19 protein-coding genes are annotated in these 19101 nt (G+C 37.8%); 6 read left to right on the forward strand and 13 right to left on the reverse strand.

Annotated features, from left to right (window positions below; genetic code table 11):
- Positions 1–3: 3 nt before the first annotated feature.
- From ACY8D0_RS15820 to licT, 6 genes are all read right to left on the reverse strand, one after another.
- A complete protein-coding gene (locus tag ACY8D0_RS15820; protein WP_462411492.1) occupies positions 4–855 on the reverse strand; it encodes a Cof-type HAD-IIB family hydrolase in 852 nt (283 codons plus the stop codon).
- A 20-nt stretch (positions 856–875) separates the two neighbouring features.
- The gene (locus tag ACY8D0_RS15825; RefSeq protein WP_462411493.1) at positions 876–1727 is read right to left on the reverse strand and encodes a Cof-type HAD-IIB family hydrolase; all 852 of its coding nucleotides are present in this window, start codon (positions 1725–1727) and stop codon (positions 876–878) included.
- 191 nt (positions 1728–1918) lie between these two features.
- A complete protein-coding gene (locus ACY8D0_RS15830; protein WP_462411494.1) occupies positions 1919–3364 on the reverse strand; it encodes a glycoside hydrolase family 1 protein in 1446 nt (481 codons plus the stop codon).
- Between the two features lie 183 nt (positions 3365–3547).
- On the reverse strand, positions 3548–5026 hold the full coding sequence (locus tag ACY8D0_RS15835) for a glycoside hydrolase family 1 protein (protein ID WP_462411495.1): 1479 nt from the start codon (positions 5024–5026) through the stop codon (positions 3548–3550).
- Between the two features lie 70 nt (positions 5027–5096).
- Entirely contained in the window at positions 5097–7037 is a 1941-nt protein-coding gene (locus ACY8D0_RS15840; RefSeq protein WP_462411496.1) for a beta-glucoside-specific PTS transporter subunit IIABC, read from the reverse strand.
- Between the two features lie 260 nt (positions 7038–7297).
- The gene (gene licT, locus ACY8D0_RS15845) at positions 7298–8128 is read right to left on the reverse strand and encodes a BglG family transcription antiterminator LicT (RefSeq protein WP_462411497.1); all 831 of its coding nucleotides are present in this window, start codon (positions 8126–8128) and stop codon (positions 7298–7300) included.
- Positions 8129–8263: 135 nt separating this feature from the next.
- Here licT and ACY8D0_RS15850 point away from each other — a divergent pair, with 135 nt between their 5' ends.
- Positions 8264–8662: a YkvA family protein gene (locus ACY8D0_RS15850; RefSeq protein ID WP_462411498.1), complete on the forward strand. Its 399-nt coding sequence runs from the start codon at positions 8264–8266 to the stop codon at positions 8660–8662.
- A gap of 144 nt (positions 8663–8806) precedes the next feature.
- Here the strand turns inward: ACY8D0_RS15850 and ACY8D0_RS15855 are convergent, their stop codons facing one another.
- The 5 genes from ACY8D0_RS15855 to ACY8D0_RS15875 form a co-directional block, all read right to left on the reverse strand.
- Positions 8807–9550 (reverse strand): amidohydrolase family protein, encoded by a 744-nt coding sequence (locus ACY8D0_RS15855; RefSeq protein WP_462411499.1) that lies wholly within the window; start codon positions 9548–9550, stop codon positions 8807–8809.
- A gap of 259 nt (positions 9551–9809) precedes the next feature.
- Complete coding sequence (locus ACY8D0_RS15860; RefSeq protein ID WP_462411500.1) at positions 9810–10223, reverse strand: hypothetical protein; 414 nt, start codon at positions 10221–10223, stop codon at positions 9810–9812.
- A 318-nt stretch (positions 10224–10541) separates the two neighbouring features.
- Complete coding sequence (locus tag ACY8D0_RS15865; protein WP_462411501.1) at positions 10542–10934, reverse strand: J domain-containing protein; 393 nt, start codon at positions 10932–10934, stop codon at positions 10542–10544.
- Positions 10935–11178: 244 nt separating this feature from the next.
- Positions 11179–12156, reverse strand: coding sequence for a bile acid:sodium symporter family protein (locus tag ACY8D0_RS15870; RefSeq protein WP_462411502.1), 978 nt, complete (start codon positions 12154–12156; stop codon positions 11179–11181).
- 334 nt (positions 12157–12490) lie between these two features.
- Complete coding sequence (locus tag ACY8D0_RS15875; protein WP_462411503.1) at positions 12491–12949, reverse strand: DUF4240 domain-containing protein; 459 nt, start codon at positions 12947–12949, stop codon at positions 12491–12493.
- Positions 12950–13171: 222 nt separating this feature from the next.
- Here ACY8D0_RS15875 and ACY8D0_RS15880 point away from each other — a divergent pair, with 222 nt between their 5' ends.
- Complete coding sequence (locus ACY8D0_RS15880) at positions 13172–13345, forward strand: hypothetical protein (protein WP_462411504.1); 174 nt, start codon at positions 13172–13174, stop codon at positions 13343–13345.
- Positions 13346–13626: 281 nt separating this feature from the next.
- On the opposite strand, the gene ACY8D0_RS15885 is transcribed toward ACY8D0_RS15880, so the two are convergent.
- Positions 13627–14520 carry an RCC1 domain-containing protein gene (locus tag ACY8D0_RS15885; RefSeq protein ID WP_462411505.1) on the reverse strand — a complete coding sequence of 298 codons (894 nt, stop codon included), beginning with the start codon at positions 14518–14520 and terminating at the stop codon, positions 13627–13629.
- Between the two features lie 274 nt (positions 14521–14794).
- Here ACY8D0_RS15885 and ACY8D0_RS15890 point away from each other — a divergent pair, with 274 nt between their 5' ends.
- The gene (locus ACY8D0_RS15890) at positions 14795–15667 is read left to right on the forward strand and encodes a LysM peptidoglycan-binding domain-containing protein (RefSeq protein ID WP_462411506.1); all 873 of its coding nucleotides are present in this window, start codon (positions 14795–14797) and stop codon (positions 15665–15667) included.
- Positions 15668–15766: 99 nt separating this feature from the next.
- On the opposite strand, the gene ACY8D0_RS15895 is transcribed toward ACY8D0_RS15890, so the two are convergent.
- On the reverse strand, positions 15767–16705 hold the full coding sequence (locus tag ACY8D0_RS15895; protein WP_462411507.1) for a helix-turn-helix transcriptional regulator: 939 nt from the start codon (positions 16703–16705) through the stop codon (positions 15767–15769).
- A gap of 124 nt (positions 16706–16829) precedes the next feature.
- Here ACY8D0_RS15895 and modA point away from each other — a divergent pair, with 124 nt between their 5' ends.
- From modA to ACY8D0_RS15910, 3 genes are all read left to right on the forward strand, one after another.
- A complete protein-coding gene (gene modA / locus ACY8D0_RS15900; protein ID WP_462411508.1) occupies positions 16830–17642 on the forward strand; it encodes a molybdate ABC transporter substrate-binding protein in 813 nt (270 codons plus the stop codon).
- 1 nt (position 17643) lies between these two features.
- The gene (gene modB / locus ACY8D0_RS15905) at positions 17644–18300 is read left to right on the forward strand and encodes a molybdate ABC transporter permease subunit (protein ID WP_462411509.1); all 657 of its coding nucleotides are present in this window, start codon (positions 17644–17646) and stop codon (positions 18298–18300) included.
- A gap of 158 nt (positions 18301–18458) precedes the next feature.
- A complete protein-coding gene (locus tag ACY8D0_RS15910) occupies positions 18459–18827 on the forward strand; it encodes a hypothetical protein (RefSeq protein ID WP_462411510.1) in 369 nt (122 codons plus the stop codon).
- Positions 18828–19101: the final 274 nt, after the last annotated feature.

Genomic DNA, 19101 nt, shown 5'->3' on the forward strand with positions numbered 1-19101 from the left:
AAATTATTTTAATACATAATTTTCAATCACATAGGCAACACCGTTTTCATCGTTGGTCAATGTCACCTTGTCGCTATGTTTTTTTACTTCTTCTTCTGCATTTCCCATCGCAAAGGAAAGCCCAGCAGCTTTTAGCATGGAAATGTCATTCCGTTCATCGCCGATTGCGATGGTATCTTCTTTTGGAATACCGAAATGTTGAGCCATGTTTATGAGCCCATGCCCTTTACTCCCATTTAAATGTGTTAATTCAAGATTAAATGGAGTAGACGATGTGATGGAAATTTCGTCAATACTTTCTAATTTTTTGTACAATCGGTCTTTTTGTTCAGGAATAAGGGTCAAGACCAACATTTTTTGTATGGAAACTGTATCATTCACAATTTCATGGTGATGGTCGAAAAGCGAATACCCTCGTTCTTTGGGATGAAGCGTGAACATGTTGTAATCTCTATGTTGGAGATTGATATCCGGAACACATCCAGAATTTTCAGCTTTTTCTATGCGTTCACCCCAATCGGATGGTGCAAAAGTTCCTTTGTCTGTGATGATTTTATAGGGCGCATATTCCTGTTCGATTTCAAGAGCGATCTTCTGACATTGAGATAGATGCAAGGAGGTCCGGTTTATGATTTCATCATTTACGAATAACTCGGTTCCATTATTCGCTCCATACGGACAAACCAAATCGTATTTGGAAAGTTCCCCCAAAATGGATTCGCGGACGCGGCCGGACATGATCATCACGATATGGCCTTGGTGCTGTGCTTCCTTGATGGCTCGTATGTTTTCTTCGCTAATTACTCTTTTGGAATTTAAAGTCGTCCCATCTAAATCAAGAGCGATTAATTTCATTCTAGTTTTTCTCCATTATTTTAAAAATTTAGTACATATTTCTCAATTGCATATGCAACGCCATTATCATCGTTTGTCAATGTAACCACATCGCTATGTTCTTTGACTTCTTCGTCTGCATTTCCCATCGCAATCGATAAGCCAGCTGCCCGAAACATTGCTATATCGTTTCGTTCATCTCCAATTGCCACTGTTTCTTCTATTGGAATTTGAAAATGGTTAGCCATTGTTTGAAGACCATATCCTTTGTGTCCATTTATACTGGATACTTCAAGAACGTAAGCAGTGGAATACGTAATTGTGATGTCTTTCACTTTTTCCAATCTTTTTTCCAATCGATGTTTTTGCTCTGGTAAGGCGCAAATAACAAGGAATTTTTGTACAGAATGAACGTCAAACATATCATCTTGAAATTTGAAGCCAGGTTGTCCAAAAGCACTAGCTGGTCTGGTATACATATGAAAATCTTTATGTTCATAATTTTCCTTTGGTATTTTCCCTGAAGACTTCACATTTTGTAATCGAACATCCCAATCTTCTTGCACAAAGATGCCCTCGTTGGTTGCGATCTTGAAAGGAAGACATTCCTTTTCAATTTCTTCTGCCACAATGCGGCATTGTGATGGTGTCAATGAAGTTTGGTTTATCAAATTTCCATTTATATACAAAGAAGCTCCATTATCGGCACCAATAGGACAATTTAGTCCATAATCATCAAGTACAGCCTTTATAGATTTATAATATCGCCCTGATAATGCCATGACGATATGTCCTTCTTTTTGTGCATTTTTGATTGCCAGTAAATTTTCCCTGCTCATTTCTTTTTTTGAATTTAACGTTGTTCCATCTAAATCAAGGGCTATCAGTTTCATTAAAGAATCTCTCCATTGCTTTCGATAACTTTTCGCACCCAATCGAATCTTACACTCAAGTGTTTAATGGCTCTTCCGTGATTACGTTATGTTTTTGTAAACTGATTTGCTAAGATTCCCATAAAACCTAGATTAATAGAATGATCCTTCTATTAATCTAGATATTGCCTGATATCAAATAGTAAAGAAAATTAATCTAACTTCCCGCCATTTGTTTCGATTACTTTTTTGTACCAATCAAACGATTTTTTCTTCATTCGATTCAATGTACCACTTCCGTCGTCATGCTTATCCACATAGATAAAACCATAACGCTTAGACATCTGACCGGTCCCTGCACTGACCAAATCAATACATCCCCATGGGGTATAGCCGATTAACTCGACGCCGTCTTCAATCGCTTCTCCCATCGCCTCAATATGTTCACGAAGATATGCGATCCGATAATCATCGATGATGCTTCCATCTTCTTCTACCTGATCGTATGCACCTAATCCGTTCTCCACAATCATCAACGGAAGACGATAACGGTCAAATAACTCGTTTAACGAGATGCGAAGACCTGTCGGGTCGATCTCCCAACCCCAATCACTTGCCTTTAGATATGGATTTTTCATCCCGCCAAACACATTCCCAGCTATTTCATCATTGGCAGCTTTTACTTTCTTTTCAGTAAGAGACATATAGTAACTAAATGAAATGAAATCCACTTTTCCTTGTTTCAATAATTCCAGATCTCCGTCTTGCATTTGGACTTGAACATTATTTTCTTTCCAATGTCTTTGAATAAATCTTGGATATTCACCAAATACATGAATATCTCCACAGAAGTTATTTAATAAACGGCTGGTTTCAAGAGCGTACATCATGTTTTCTGGGTTGCAATCATAAGCGTAAACAGGAGCATAAATCAGCATGCAACCAATTTGTGAATCAGGGATAATTTCGTGACCCCATTTAACCGCTAATGCACTTGCTAAAAATTGGTGGTGGAAGGCTTGGAAAGTTGCCTGCGCGTTTTCTTCTTTATCTTTTAACGGAAGAAAACCTAAACCGAATAATGGTCGTCTTACCCCGCTATTAATCTCGTTAAATGTTAACCAATATTTCACTTTATCTTTATAGCGATTGAACACAACTCTTGCATACCGTTCGAAGAATGTGATTACCTCTCGGCTTCTCCAACCGCCATATTCTTTCACTAAGTATAGTGGCATTTCATAATGAGAAAGTGTGACAACAGGTTCGATTCCGTATTTTACTAGTTCGTCAAACACATTATCATAGAATGCCAAACCTGCTTCGTTAGGTTCCGTTTCGTTCCCATTAGGGAAAATCCGGCTCCATGAAATACTCATTCGATATGTTTTAAATCCCATTTCAGCAAAAAGAGCAATATCTTCTTTATAGCGATGGTAAAAATCAATTCCATCACGATTCGGATAAACATACTTTGATTCATCGACTACTAAATCAAAATCAGGGTTATTTCTTAAAGAATCTCTGATTTTTCCTCCTGGCAGCACATCTGCAATATTTAGCCCTTTTCCGCCTTCAAGATAAGCTCCTTCTAACTGGTTAGCAGCGGTTGCTCCGCCCCATAAAAAACCTTCTGGAAATTGATATTTTTTCGTCATACTAGTTCCTCCTCCTTAGTTAAAAAAGAAAAAACCTAAATTACCAGAAAAGGACATACAAATCCTTCTTCTAGATAATTTAGGTTTTGCCTGATTGAACAGTAACAACCCTAATGAATCATCTTCTATACTATATCATTATTTGAAAATTGGTTATATTACTTACACTCACTTTTTAAAAAATCAGTCTAAATCCTCACCATTGCTCGCAATTACCTTTTTATACCAGTGGAACGACTCTTTCTTCGTACGCTTTAATGTTCCACTGCCATCATCATGCTTATCCACATAGATATAGCCATAGCGTTTGGACATCTGACTCGTTGAAGCACTGATCATGTCAATGCAGCCCCAAGATGTATAACCAAGCACATCGACGCCGTCCTGAATGGCTTCTTTGATTTGCTTGATATGCGCCCGCAGATAATCAATACGGTAATCGTCATGGATCGAACCGTCTTCCTCAACCACATCAACAGCGCCAAGACCATTCTCTGCGACAAACAACGGCTTTTGGTAACGATCATACAACTGATTTAATGCTGCTCTCAGACCCTTAGGGTCAATTTGCCATCCCCATTCGCTTGCCGGGAGATATGGATTTTTTATTCCACCGGTGATTAAGTTTCCGACCGCACCTTCTAGTTCTTCTGGATGCGCACTGACAGCACTTGACATATAGTAACTGAATGAAATGAAATCCACCGGGTTTTCTCTCATGATTTGTTCATCTTCTGGCTCTGTTTCAAGTACTACATTCTTTTCTGCCAAAATTCTGGCCGTGTAAGCTGGATAATATCCTCTTGCTTGAACATCGGTAAAGAACAGTGATTCACGTTGTTTTTCGACTGTCTTTTGGATATCGTCCGGGTCACAGCTGTAAGGCACAAGTAACTGGTAACTAATCATTGTTCCTACTTTAACGTTTGGATTCATCTCTTTCCATGCTTTTGTCGCCAGTGCACTAGCAACAAATTGATGGTGGGCACCCTGGAACTTTGCTTGTTCAAGATGCGGGTGGTTCTCTTCAACAACTCCTATGCTTGTCCAAGGATGGTGTTTCACACAGTTGATTTCATTAAATGTAATCCAATATTTCACTTTATCTTTATATCGATTAAATACTGTGGTGGCGAACCGAACATAAAACTCAATTACTTTTCGATTGACCCACCCACCGTATTCTGTTGCAAGGTGTAAAGGCATTTCATAATGGGATAAGGACACAAGTGGTTCGATTCCATATTTATTCAACTCATCGAATACTCGATCATAAAATGCCAGTCCCTCTTCATTCGGCTCTAATTCATCGCCATTTGGGAAAATACGAGTCCATGCAAGCGACATGCGATACACTTTAAATCCCATTTCAGCAAATAAGGCAATATCTTCCTTATAATGATGATAAAAATCGATTCCATGACGTTTTGGGTAATATTTTTGGCTAGAAGGGTCCTGTGCTTCCTCTACTTGTTTGTGAGTCATCATATGCCATTGGTCGGTCCAGCGTTCTTTTGGCAAACTTTCGTCAAATGTATACACATCGGCAACAGAAAGCCCCTTGCCCCCAACATCACTACCGCCTTCAATTTGATTGGCAGCAGTGGCCCCGCCCCAAAGAAAATTTTCAGGGAATTTTTTTAAGTCAGAATAACTCTTCATTATACAAACCTCCCGTTTGGGAAAGACAAAATGATCCTTTTTATCGGACCAAAGTGTCTTTCGTATTTCACTAAACAGCTCGAATTAAAACTTGTTTTTCATTTACATTTTTTTCTTTTATCGTATCGATTTGACTGTAATCTGCACTGTTTGTAATAATAACAGGCGTAACGACTTGGTAACCCGCTTTTTTGATATTTTCGATATCAAATTCTACTAACAAATCACCAACACTCACTTTATCGCCTTGTTTTACATGCGCTGTAAAGTGTTTGCCTTCCAACTGGACAGTATCCATTCCGATATGAATAAGGATTTCAGCCCCATTATCAGATGTAATTCCGACAGCATGTTTTGTATTGAAAAGTGTGGTGACAACACCGTTTACAGGAGATACGGCACGTCCAACTGAAGGTACAATACCTACACCCTTACCCATAGCCTCTGATGCAAAAACTTGATCTGGAACTTCAGTAAGAGAGATGATTTGGCCGGCAATTGGGCTTACGATTTCTTCGCTATAAGCTGCTTTCGTTACCTTCTTTTTTTGATCATCAGTTACCGGTGCTTTTTTATTCACTCCGCCAAACACTAAAGTAAGAACAAAAGCAACAAGGAATGCTACAACCATTGCAATAATGGAACCCCAGAAACCTGTTGTAAGACCATTTTTTGGATCGATGAACAAAGGAATCTTAAATATTCCAAGGGGACCTGCACCGTAAAGTTTTGAGCCCATCACTGCTAAAATGGCGCCACCGACACCACCACCGATACAGCTCATGATAAACGGCTTTTTAAGTGGCAGCGTTACACCATAGATAGCTGGTTCTGTTACACCAAAAATACCAGAGATAAAAGCTGGAAGACTTAAAGATTTTAATTTTTTGTCTTTTGTTTTTAACCAAACACCTAATACTGCACCAATTTGGGCGAAAGATGCGGCGAATGTTAACGCGATGAATGAGTCATAACCCATTACAGACAAGTTATTGTAATAAATAGGAACTAGTCCCCAGTGTACGCCAAAGATAACGAATACTTGCCAGAAAGCACCTAAGATAAGTCCTGCTACTATTGGAGCTGCGTTATAAACAGCTAATACACCTTGTCCGATACCATTTGCGATCCAAGTAGCTACTGGACCAATCACTAAGAATGTTAACGGTACAATAATTAACATGGTAAGAAGTGGTACAAAGAATGATTTAACAACTGCTGGTATAACTTTTGCTGCCCATTTTTCAACTTTTGCTGCAAAAAACGTTGATAATATAATAGGAACAACGGAAGATGTATAACTCATTAAAATAACTGGAATACCTAAAAACTCAATTTGGATCGGTGATTCAAACATGGTGCCTTTAAACACTGTCAAAATAGGTTCAAGCGCTTTAATACCTGCAAGGCTTGGGTGGACAAGTGCAGCTGCAATCGCCATACCCAAAAACGGTGTTCCGCCAAATTTTTTCATAGCCGTATAACCTAAGAATATCGGCAAGAATACGAAGAAGCCATCGCCAATGGCATTTAATAATGCATAAATACCATATGTTGATTCAACCGCACCCGTTGTAGCATTTACTGGCACGTTGCTGATCCAATGTAGTGCAACAAATGCAGCGTTTAAACCTTTGACAATACCTGTTGCTGCCAGCAAACCTAATACAGGAGAGAAAATATTTGAAATAATATCAATGAAACGATTGAACAAACTTTGTTTTTCTTGATTTTCATCGTCTGCATCTACTGGTCTTTCAGAAGTAAATCCTCCTTCAGCCACAACGGTTTTGTACACGTCCGGAACATGGTTTCCGATTACGACTTGATATTGTCCGCCGCTTTTGATAACGGTTACAACACCGTCCATATTTTTTAATACATCTGTGTTTGCCTTACTTTCGTCTTTCAACTTAAAACGCAAACGTGTAATACAGTGAGTCACACTGTTAACGTTTTCTTTTCCACCGACATTGTTAATAATGTCTTTTGCTAATTTGTCATAACTCATGACAAGTGCACCCCCACCAGGATTTTTTTGGTTTTATCGAGCAAAATCATCAAGCCGTGTCGAATAATAAAAACAAAAAAACCTAAATCTCCTACAACATAAGACAATAATCTTATGGTATAAGTGACTTAGGTTTTGCCTGCATTACCAGTAACAACCCTATTACGGTCGAATATTTTGCTGTTGAAACTAATATAATATAATTTTATTACATTGTAAACCCTTTCTTTTAAAAAATTATTCTATATTTTTAAAAGAAGCTAACGTTTAGTGACTCTTTCGATATGAATCGTCAAATAAAGCATCTCTTCTTTGGTAAGTACGTATTGATACTGTTTTTGGAGATATTCGGCAATCTTTGTCGAACAGGAAAATGCATTTGGATGCTTTTCTTTGACGATATCAAATAAATAATCATCTTTATTTTCAATAGAGGTATGATTGAGCATTCGTTGAGCAAAAAACTTTAGGTGGGTGATGAAACGAAAATAATTTAGTGATTCCTCGTCAAAGTCGATTTTAAAATGATATTTAACGATCGTTAAAATCTCCTGGATGACTTTAGTGATGGTCATGATATTTGAGGCATCATCATTTAACTCAGCATTTAAAATATGAAGGGCAATGAAACCAGCTTCATCTTCGGGAAGTTCAATTCCAAGCTTTTCCTTTATCCTCTTGATCGCTTCTAACCCGATAGAAAACTCATCTTTATACAATTTCTTCGTTTCCCATAGGAGGGCGTTTTTAATTTCATAGCCTTCCTCTTTTCGTTGAATCGCAAAATTGATATGGTCGGTCAAAGCAACATAGATAATGTCGTTTAGTTTTTTCTGGTATTCTGTTTTGCTATACCGGATGATTTCTTCACAAATCTCCATGACTTCAATTGGGACTTCGCGAAGAAGGGTTTTATATTTTTCCGACACTTCTTTGCTGTCAAGCGTAAAAATCTTTTCAATTTTTTCCTTATTGACAGGTTCACCGGGCTTCACCTGGAATCCTATTCCTCTCCCCATGATCATCAATTCTTTGTTTTGTTCGTTGATCACGCTTATGATATTGTTATTGATGACTTTAGCTACTTTCATCTGGGCACCACCTTTCATAGAGTTTTTACTACACTTAAGGTATTTTTAATTATATAAGTATAATGAAGGTTGAAATGAAGTGTCAATTATAATTAAATCTGCTAACCTAAAAAACTACCAATTAGGGGGAGTTAGATGGAACAAGAAAATACATTAACAAAATTAAAAAACTACGCAAGAAAATTAAAACAAAATTTATTCGTACTTTATTTATCATACAAAGATCCTAGAGTTCCTTGGTACGCTAAACTGGTTGCTATTAGTGTGGTTGCTTATGCTTTTAGCCCTATAGATTTAATTCCTGACTTCATTCCTGTCTTAGGCTATCTCGATGACCTCATTATTGTTCCGCTGGGCATTTCACTGGCACTAAAATTAATACCATCTTACATTATTGAAAAAAACAGAGAAAAGGCTGAAGAAATTAGGAAAAATGGTAAACCAAAAAACTGGTTTGTTGCCTTACTATTCATTCTGATTTGGATTTTACTTATGTTTTGGGTCGGTAAATTATTGTACGGTTTATTTCATTGAAAATAGTTATTAAATAACATTTAGGGATAGGCTTCTTCGCCTATCCCTTCTTTAACTATTCGACCATTAGCCCATGAGAAAATGACCGCCGGAGCAATCATCTTCTTTAACAAAAGCTACAATTCAAATCAAACAAAAGCTAAATTACTTGAAATACCATTTAAAAGCATTCGTAAACAGGATTTTATCAGTAGCCTGGTCATCGAATAGCTGTTGAATCAATTCAATATCTCCATACTCAAAAGGTCTTTTTGCTCTTGTAGATGGTAAATCTGTTCCAAACATTAGAGCATCAGGATTTGTCTCATATATGGATATTAAAGCATTTTTAACATTCAGTTCCACACGCCCAAAACCTGTTGCTTTTACGTGTATGCCTTTATCAATTAATCTTAATAAATGTGGTAATCCTACTTCTGACAATCCTAAATGGTCAATTGAAATAGCAGGTAACTTTTCAATAGTCGATGCAATTTCGGGTAACTCTTTTGCATCAATATAAAGTTCGCTATGCCATCCAACTAAATCATAAACTCTTCTTGCAAAGTAATCGAGCTTTGATAAATCTTCTGAACCACCTCGTTTTATATTAAAACGTAATGCTTTTACCCCTTTTTCATTTAAATTTATAATTTCTTCGTCCGTCACAGTAAAAGGTAATTGCATTACGCCACAAAATTTTGAACCCATTTGTCTAAGTGCGTTTAATAAATATTCTTGGTCAAATCCTTGGAATGAACCAGATACTATTGCTCCACCTAGAACATTCAAATTATCAGTTTCATTTTGATAATCTTCTACAATATAACTAGGCGGCAAATATCCTTGGTTTTCGGTAATTGGAAAATCAAAATCAATAATATGAAAATGTGAATCAAAAATTCTCATTATATTTCTCCTTTCTTTTCTTTAATTTATCACCCCCTATACATAAAGAAAATTATAGGTTATTTATGAAAATTCATAAGTTTACCTTATTGAGGCTAAACTGAAACGTTCGTTGAATAAGAAAAAGCCACCATTATGGCAGCTCCGATTCCTAACTTTTGCACCCGTTCTTTGAACAAGGATAGTCATTAAAACTACCTGTTTCAATAAAGATTGCTTCCAAAGAAAAAATTGCCCAGCTATCATCTCTTTATGTTCCTTATTTCAAATATTTTTTTCTTGTTCCATATCTCTTTCGATAAGTGTATTTTCTTAAATCAATGTCTTTTAAATGGCCGTCATAACACAAAAACAGTAAAGATTGAAACTCCTTAAAATTCTCCATGACAAAAAGAGCAAATTCTTTTCGCTCACTCTTCATTTTCCTCTTCATCTCTTCTTTTGAAAGAATGTCGTCAAGTTGGTCTTGGTAATAGGCTTTTGTATCTTCCCATTTATCTTTGCGATCCACCAAAATATCCTTACCGTACTCCGGTAATTGATCAATCACAAGGTCGATATACCCCTCTGACCACATTACCATTTTATCTTTTTCTGGAAGTTCCAATACCATTTTCAACAATTCCGATCCGTCCCTATCTTTCTGAGTGGCATATTTTCCGACCCGATTCATTTTACCCACCTCATGTTCGAATCATTTAATCTTAGGTTGTTAATTTTCACATGATTTCATTATCAAAGTACTGGAGAAAACCTGTCTTTGTATTTAGGTCCAAGGTGCAGCGGCAGAACTCAAGCTGGTGCCATAATAAAAACTTGTTCTGCCTTCAATATAGGTGAGTCTGGGAAGAAAAAGCCAATATTTACGTCAACACGTTCTGAAATTTAAGCCTTACTTATCACGTTAACAAACAAAACCCTTTTCTTGAAATATGTTTGGTTACTGTAGAAACCTTCAATTCGGTCAAACATCATACATCTAATCAGGATTTTATCTTTTACCTTTTCTATAGGTATTTACCAAAACTCCAATTAAAAGAACAGCGGCATTTATCATTACAGGTAATCTGGAAACCTGTTTTCGATTTTTCCTCTTTATACTTAGTATAGTGATGGAAGAATTCGTTTTTGGAGTATGTTCTTGTTTCAGATTATGTGGGTCGTTATGAGATGTTTTGAAAAGGGCTTCGTCATGCCTCTTTCTTTTTTCAACAGTATTAAGTATCTCATATGCTTCTTTAACTCTTTTAAACTGATCAGCATTCCCTTTTTCTTTATCAGGATGCAGTTCTTTTACTTTTTTTCGATAAGCTTCTTTAATCTCAGTAAAAGTTGCGTTATAGGGTACATCTAAAATCTGATAGCAATTTTTAATGGATTCCACATATAATCCCCTCTCCTGTTCAAAATAGCTCCTGCTTTCCCGTTTGAATCCTTCCAAAAATAGTATTCTGGTTGTCTATAAAATATACGTGGATCGGAGTTTTACAAGTTCGCTTGATAGGAGAGTTAACATTTTAATTAGGGCTTTTTGTCACATTAAAAGCGGATGATATCAAAATAAAAATAGCGTGCCTATTGACTAGGCACGCTTTTGGAATTTTTCTCATTTTCACTTTCCCTAAATTTTAAATTTTATTATAAGGTACTTCCTTGATGATGACCTGCTTCTGACTAGCCCTGACAGGAATGGATGCAAGGATGGCAGCCAAAAAGCTTCCCAGCGTCAAATTGCAAACCATATTCGCCATCGCAGCCAGCCCTGCCAAAGGCCCAAACGTATCATTCGCCAGGACAGTCGCCAAAGCAGCATTGCAAATCCCTACTTCAAACACTATCGAACGGCATTCTGCTTCCTCATAGCGAAGGAATTTCGCAAAGGAATAGCCCAGAAGCATTTGAAGAATGATTTGTAATATGACACATAGAAATAATGACGGTAAAATAGCCGGATGACCCAGAAGCGGCTTACTGGCCTGGGAAGCAATGCCCAACACCACGACATACAAGGCAATGGAAGAAAAAATGGCTGATGCCGGTTTCACCTGCTGCTGGATTTTGGGGAATTTAAATTGAATAAAAATTCCGATTATTAATGGTAAGAAAACAATCCTTGTCATCTTCCATAGAAAAGGCAAATAAGCAAAATGCACACTGGAACCAAGAAAAAGCTTGGCTAATGCAGGTGTGATCAAAGGGCCGATCAACGTGTCCACCGCCGACATAGTGATACTTAAAGCAAGATCCCCCTTCGCAATCAAAGAGTTCAGATTAGCCGAAGTGCCGCTCGGAACAATACCCGCCATGACTACCCCTGCAAAAAACTGTGTGGATGAAAAAAATAGGTAAGCCACAAGCAGAGAAACGAGTGGAGCAATCACCCATTTTCCGGCTGATCCCACAAGCGGCGCTTTTGGTTTCTGGATTAGGACCTTCAGGCGTTCCAGGTCCAGCGTCAGTCCCATCATCAACAGGACAAAGCCAAGTGCAGGGCTGCTTATCGCACTTAGTGGAGAAAATAACTCCGGCGAAAAGACAGCCCATGCTGCAAAGGCTAAAATCCAAATTGGCATTAAGCGGGCAATCACAAAAGTTGCAACTTTCATTATGAAGCCTCCAAACATTCCAAAGGACAGTTTACTAGTATAATTATTCCAAACTGTCCAATTGTTCTAAATAGTAAAAATGATTATAATCAGCACTATCCTTCATTTAAACCCTTAAATCGTTTCCTCGTTCGTTCAACATGAAAAAATGACCACCGCAGCGATTAAGTCTTACGGTGGAACAGTGGCTTAAAAACTTCTAATAGCTGTTGTTAAAGATAACTCTTAATTAAGTTTCCTTCTTTTTAACCTAGTGGTTCTTCCCCGAATTTCCCCCATAAAACACGAAACAAATTTTCCAGATCACCTTCTTCCCAATCAAATTCTATGTCAGTTACACGCTGTAACCCCTTTTTTTCAAGACCTTCTGATAGCTCATCATATATATTGTCATCCCATTGAATATCACCTGTCTTATCAGGGTAAAGGCATCTAATCCAACTGAAAGCAATTCTTCATTTTGCGGGTACCCTTCATCATCAAGGTTATCTACATTTATGTATACTGCTAAAAATTCAGGGTCTATCATTACTTGATTAAATATTTTTTCTCCCTGTCCAATTAACCATCCTCGAAAATAATCAAATGCATCATCAGAACAGCCACCCATCAAAACAAATGCCGCTCCCCATAAGCGAGATGTATAACTAGCGTTCATTAATTTTTGAAACAAAAATTCAAAGTCTAAAACTTCCTCTAATCCTTTTTGAGCGAGTACCTCTGTTAACCATTCCGCTTGATTACCACATTCTCTGGACTTTTCAATTAAACTCCAAAATTCTTTCTGTTCCACTATAAAAACCCCCGTTAACTTTTTATAAACTCTAAATTCGACAGTAAATAAGTGGTTTCCTGCTCCTAGTTATCCTGCGCCTTAGCCTAAGTACACCCCCTTCACATTAATCAACCGAAAAGGATCTGTCTGAAACATATAGGTCGAAAAATTGCTTAAATGTTTACAATTGTTATCCAATGGAGAAGATAGGAATGATAAGTTGGAAAGGAGAAATGAAAAATGGAAGTAACATTAACTTCAAAGGAAGTCATTACTCAGATCCAGAAATTACAGAGCGAAGGTCAATCTTTAAAGAAAAAAGAAGTCAAACAACTTTTCCCCGATTTAATGCGGAGTGCTTTGTATTACTATCCAAGTTGGCAACAAGCTCTAGAAGAAAGTAATATAGGTTAGATAAATCTTTACATCATCATTTTAAAATAACTTGTTTTTAGTTAATCATTTCCATCCTTATGGGGTGGTTTTTTTTGTCCGCATTTGCCACGAAATGTACGCTTGCTGCCAACGTATTGACCAATAGAATGTATTAATGGGAAAGCCCAATCCCTCCATGTTTTTTATCAATGAATGAGGATAATAATCCAACAAAAACGCGCCCTTTAATAGAAAAGCCTTATTTTGAAGCAATGCTCATGAACTCATTTTATGATTCTCTGGCACACTGGGATTAAAAACTAATGGCCGGGCAGTTGGATGCCGCGCCAGCCCCCTACATCGCATTGGCTATATTCATTATCGCCCACAGCCACCACCGTGCCGTCCGATTTAAGCCCGACGGTATGGGCACAACCCGCCGCAATTGCCACCATATCGCGCCAATTCCTTACATTACATTGGCCAAACTCATTACAACCCACAGCCGCAACCGTACCGTCCGATTTCAGGCCGATGGTATGTTTACTCCCCACCGCAATCGCCACCATACCGCGCCAGTTGCTTACATCGCATTGACCATGTTTATTCAGACCCACAGCCATCACCGTGCCGTCCGATCTAAGACCGATGGTATGAAGATAACCCGCCGCGACCGCCACCATATTGCTCCACTCGCCTACATCACATTGGCGATACCGATTATTGCCCACAGCCGTCACCGTGCCGTCCAATTTAAGACCGATGGTATGCCAGTCACCCGCCGCGACCGCCGCCATATCTTGCCAGCCTCCTACATTACATTGCCCCTCATTATTTCGGCCCACTGCTAGCACCGTGCCATCCGATTTAAGCCCAATGGTACGACGCCACCCCGCCGAAACCGCAACAATATCGCTCCAGCCGTTAACCTCGCATTGGTCATGCTTATTCCAACCCGCAGCCGCCACAGACCTGTCCAATTTAAGACCGATTGTATGAGAATGGCCCGTGTTCGTCGCCATATGAACATTACCGGCTGCGACCGCCACCATATCGCTCCAGCCGCTTACATCACATTGGCCAACTTTATTATCACCCACAGCCATTACCGTGCCGTCTGATTTAAGCCCAACGGTATGACGACGCCCCGCCGCTATAGTGGCTTTAGGCCAACGGTTCACCTTTAACACCGTTTCCGTTGTAATGTAATCCATATTATACCTCCTTTACTTCCGAAAGATGGTAATCACTTATTGCCTATTATAAACGACTGAACGCTAGGGAAAAACGCCAATCCGGTCGCTAATAGCCTTATAAAATAGGAATTGCACTTTATCCGTTGTAAAATAATTTTCAATGCTTCACTCAAAGTATGATCTTTAACAAGACGAAAATCCGCCCTTTTTTTGTTTTACAACCATAATTGGGCTTATTTATTAGAATCAAAAAGTTCATTACCTCGTCAAAATAGATGAGGTGATATTAAAAATGAAAAAATTCAAACAGTTCCTGCAAGTGCTCCTTTGTACTGTGCTGATGGGGTCGGTCCTATTTTTCAGTGTTGGAAATGTATTTGCCAAGGAACAATATATTACTTTAAAGAAAGGTGATACCTTATATAGCATTTCGAAGAAATACCATATTTCCGTTGATGATCTAAAGGAATATAACCAACTAACAAGCAACAAGATTATCGCTGGTCAAAAGTTACTAATCCCTGATTTTGAACAAACCAAACCCTTCTATGTGGTCGTTGCTGGTTCTTTTAGCAAGAAAACGAATGCGGATAAGCGGGTCGCTTTTTTGAGAAAGAAAGGGATTGAAGCGATTGTCGTAAAAAAAGCCATCAATGGAAAAAACCTGAATCGAGTTCAGGCCGGGGTATTTTCCAGTAAAACCAAAGCGGAGAAAATGAAAACGAAGTTAAAGAATAGCGGGATTAAAGATGCTTTTCTTTTAACCGAAAAGCCTCTTCATATTAATGGAATCACAGTAAATTCTTCTTACAATCAGGTCGTTCAAAAGTTCGGGCAGCCGATTAAAACAGAGGACGATAACAAAACGAGGTCACTTTTTTATCAAAAGGACGGTGCCGGTGTTCGTGTAACATTGAATACATCAAACGATTCCATAGATCAGCTGCAAGTGTACCCGGAATTTTTAAAAACTACTTCCATCCCATCAGAGAAAAACAGACTCCTCCATACGTATGGAAACCCGAATGAAGTTAACATCGTGAGCTGCTATGAAAGTGCATCATGTGAACAAATCGTTTATCAATTTAACAAAGCCCAATTAATCGTTCAGATTGACCGAGATGGCAAGACGGTTCAATACTTAGACTTACGAAAAGCCAAATAATATAAATAAAAAGGATTCAGTAAAATACTGAGTCCTTTATTGATATTCACTATAGGAAATCTAGTATTTTTATAGTCTGGTGCAAAAATTAGCAACATCCTAATAGGATGTCTCATAAATAATTTTTCCTGTTTGAGATACATCGTAATCCCCCAGGGAATGAATCTCTGCCTGAAACTCCTTGGATGATAAAATATCTTTTACGGTCCCAATTAATGGTTCAAATTGAGGGGTTTTTAAAATCACCAAGTCATAACGTTCCGTTACTAATGGAATAAAATCGACTCCGACAATTTTAGCAGCCTTTTCATTTCCTACCCCTACATCTGCCAATCCTGAAGATACAGCGGAAGCCACACTTAAATGGGATGATTCTTCTTGATCATATCCTTTTATCCCTCTTGGTGAAATGTGGTTGATTCTAAGTTGTTCATCTAGTAGAATTCTCGCTCCCGAACCTTTTTCTCGATTCACCATTTTTATGTCTTTGCGATTGAAATCAGACCAAGTTGCCAAACTTAGTGGATTTCCCTTCTGAACGTATAGGCCAGCTTTTCTTGAAAGTAAATTGAGTAAAATATATTCATGGCCCACTAATATTTTTTTTATGTAGGGTAAATTATAATCTCCTGTTTCCCCGTCAAACAAATGCAAACTAACAATATCGCATTCTCCGTTATACATGGAAATCAGTCTATTTAAGCTCCCTGTGAAAGAACGCAATGGCTTAAAGGCGGAGGCTTTCTCGATGGATTTCACAAGGATATCCAGCACCAGATCTTGTCCACTAATGACAATTTTATCAGTATCCTTTGCCCTATTCCTGTGAGGTTCTGGGTCAGGTGCAAAAAACTTTGTATTTTGATTCACCTTCTGGCTGTTTATATAAATATCCAAATCTTTTGCATCAATTCTCATCTGTCTTCCTACCCGGAAAACGGGAAGTTCGCCTTTTTTCACAAGGTCATAGAGTGTTAATTTAGATACTTTTAAAAGCTGCGACACTTCTTCAATCGTATAGGAAAGCTCCTTTGACATTTGCATCCCTCCCCTTGTTCTTATTTTATCGTCTAAAAATGTGACATTTCTAATGCCTATCTATATTATAATTAGTTATAATTAATTATAAATGATTATAAGTAATTTGTAAGGGAGTTAGATAATGAAAAAAGGATATTTGTTATTTTTATCGTTCATGATCCTTTTACTAGCAATGGCGGGGTGTTCAAACCATGAAACATCCAAACCAACAAATGAACAGAAACAAACCACATCTAAGCAAACCGTGGAATTGACGATTTCAGCAGCTGCCAGTTTACAGAATACTTTAACTGACATTAAAGCCTCTTTTGAGAAAGAATATCCCAATGTAAAGATTTCTTATAATTTTGGAGCTTCAGGAGCGTTGCAACAACAAATTTCTCAGGGAGCTCCTGTTGATTTATTCTTTTCTGCTGCTGAGGACAAATTTCAAAAATTAGAACAAGACGGTCTCATTGAAAAGAACAATGAAATCAATTTATTAGGAAATGAACTGGTGTTGGTAGTTCCAAAGGATTCAAATAAAGGAATCAAATCCTTCGAAGATTTCACCAAAGCAGATAAAGTTTCACTTGGTACCCCAGAATCTGTACCAGCAGGACAATATGGTAAACAGACTTTAGAAAAGTTAAACATTTGGAATTCAGTTGAAGGAAAAGTAGTCTATGCCAAGGATGTCCGTCAAGTGCTTACATACGTTGAAACGAATAATGTGGATGGAGGAATTATTTACAAAACCGATGCATTAACTTCAAATAAAGTGAACATTGTGGCAGCCGCGGACGAAGACACACACGATCCTATTGTTTATCCCGTTGGCGTGATTAAAACCAGTACCCATCCTAAAGAGGCCCAACTATTCTATGATTATCTTCAAAAGGATTCTTCTATGAAGACTTTTGCAAAATATGGTTTTAAGGATCGAAGAGAATAAGATGGCAGCTAGCTTTTGGTCACCGGTTAGACTATCGATTGAAGTAGCCTTCATTTCAGGAGTATGGGTATTTATTTTTGGTCTGTTTTTTGGAAAGATAATGGCGAATCGAAAATTCAAAGGAAAGGTATTCGTGGATACAATTCTCCTGTTGCCATTGGTCTTACCACCCACCGTAGTTGGGTTTTTGTTGATTATTCTATTTGGAAGAAATAGCCCGGTCGGTCAATTCATTGAGTGGATTTTTAATCAGCCAGTCATGTTTACGTGGTGGGCTGCTGTGATTGCTTCTACAGTTGTGGCTTTTCCTTTGATGTATCAATCAGCAAGAGCAGGCTTTGAAGCAATTGACGAGGAAATTGAACATGCTGCTCGGGTGGATGGGGCCAATGAAATGAAAGTATTTCTATTAATCTCCATTCCTCTCGCACTCAAATCCATCGTTTCCGGTATCGTACTTAGTTTCGCAAGAGCCTTAGGTGAATTTGGAGCCACTCTCATGTTTGCAGGCAACATCCCTGATAAAACCCAAACGATCCCAACAGCGATATATGTAGCCATGGATTCAGGCAATATGGCATTGGCTTGGGCTTGGGTAATAAGTATCATCGTGATTTCCTTTATCATGTTACTATGTGTACATCTCATTAAAACTTAATGCAAATATGATCATTTTCCAATACTATCGGCATTCCTTTCATTAGGGATGTCTTTTTTCTAACTCTTTTGATACTTTTAAAAAAACCGTCTATAATTTAAGGATGAATTTGAGGTAGAATTTATAATGATTTTTATTATTATTTCAGGGGTGAAGAAATGTTCTTTGGTATTAACAGTATATTTCATTTCTCAACTGAGAGTAATGATTTAAATATTGTAAACGGTGAAAACGGAAAGCACGAATTAGGAGTAGTTGAAACTGTTACTGTTTTTTCAAAAGAAAATAGAGTGCTGATACTCACAAGGAATTCCTTAACGACTGACTATTTGTATGGATTTGATTTAGGAGGTCATTTAATATTTAAAGTGGCACCTCCAGAACATTATAGTTTTTGGTACTTAAGCGGAAAACAAATTGCTTGTACTGAAGCAGATCATTTGGCAAAAAAGTCTCCTTTATTCGGTTGGTGGTTTTCTATTAATTTTGAAAGTGGAAATTTGACTTTGGGGTCCCCTGCCTTCTAATACATAAAAATAGCCATTTTTTACTATGAAGACAAAAATCAAAAGGGAGAAAAATATGGTTTATCATAAAGACTATTATATTAAAATTAATTCCTCTTCCAACCAAAATACTTCGGCTTTTTATTTTGATTATATCTGCCATTTATGCAGCGAAAACTATGTTATTGGCTATGACCACAGCCGCTATGGGCAAATAGGCAGTTTTTCCTGTGAGTGTGGTGCTGCTTATTTTGTAAACGACCTAGACGCGTATTTGTCACCAGTAACTATCTAT

The sequence above is a fragment of the Neobacillus camarae genome, assembly GCF_054950115.1.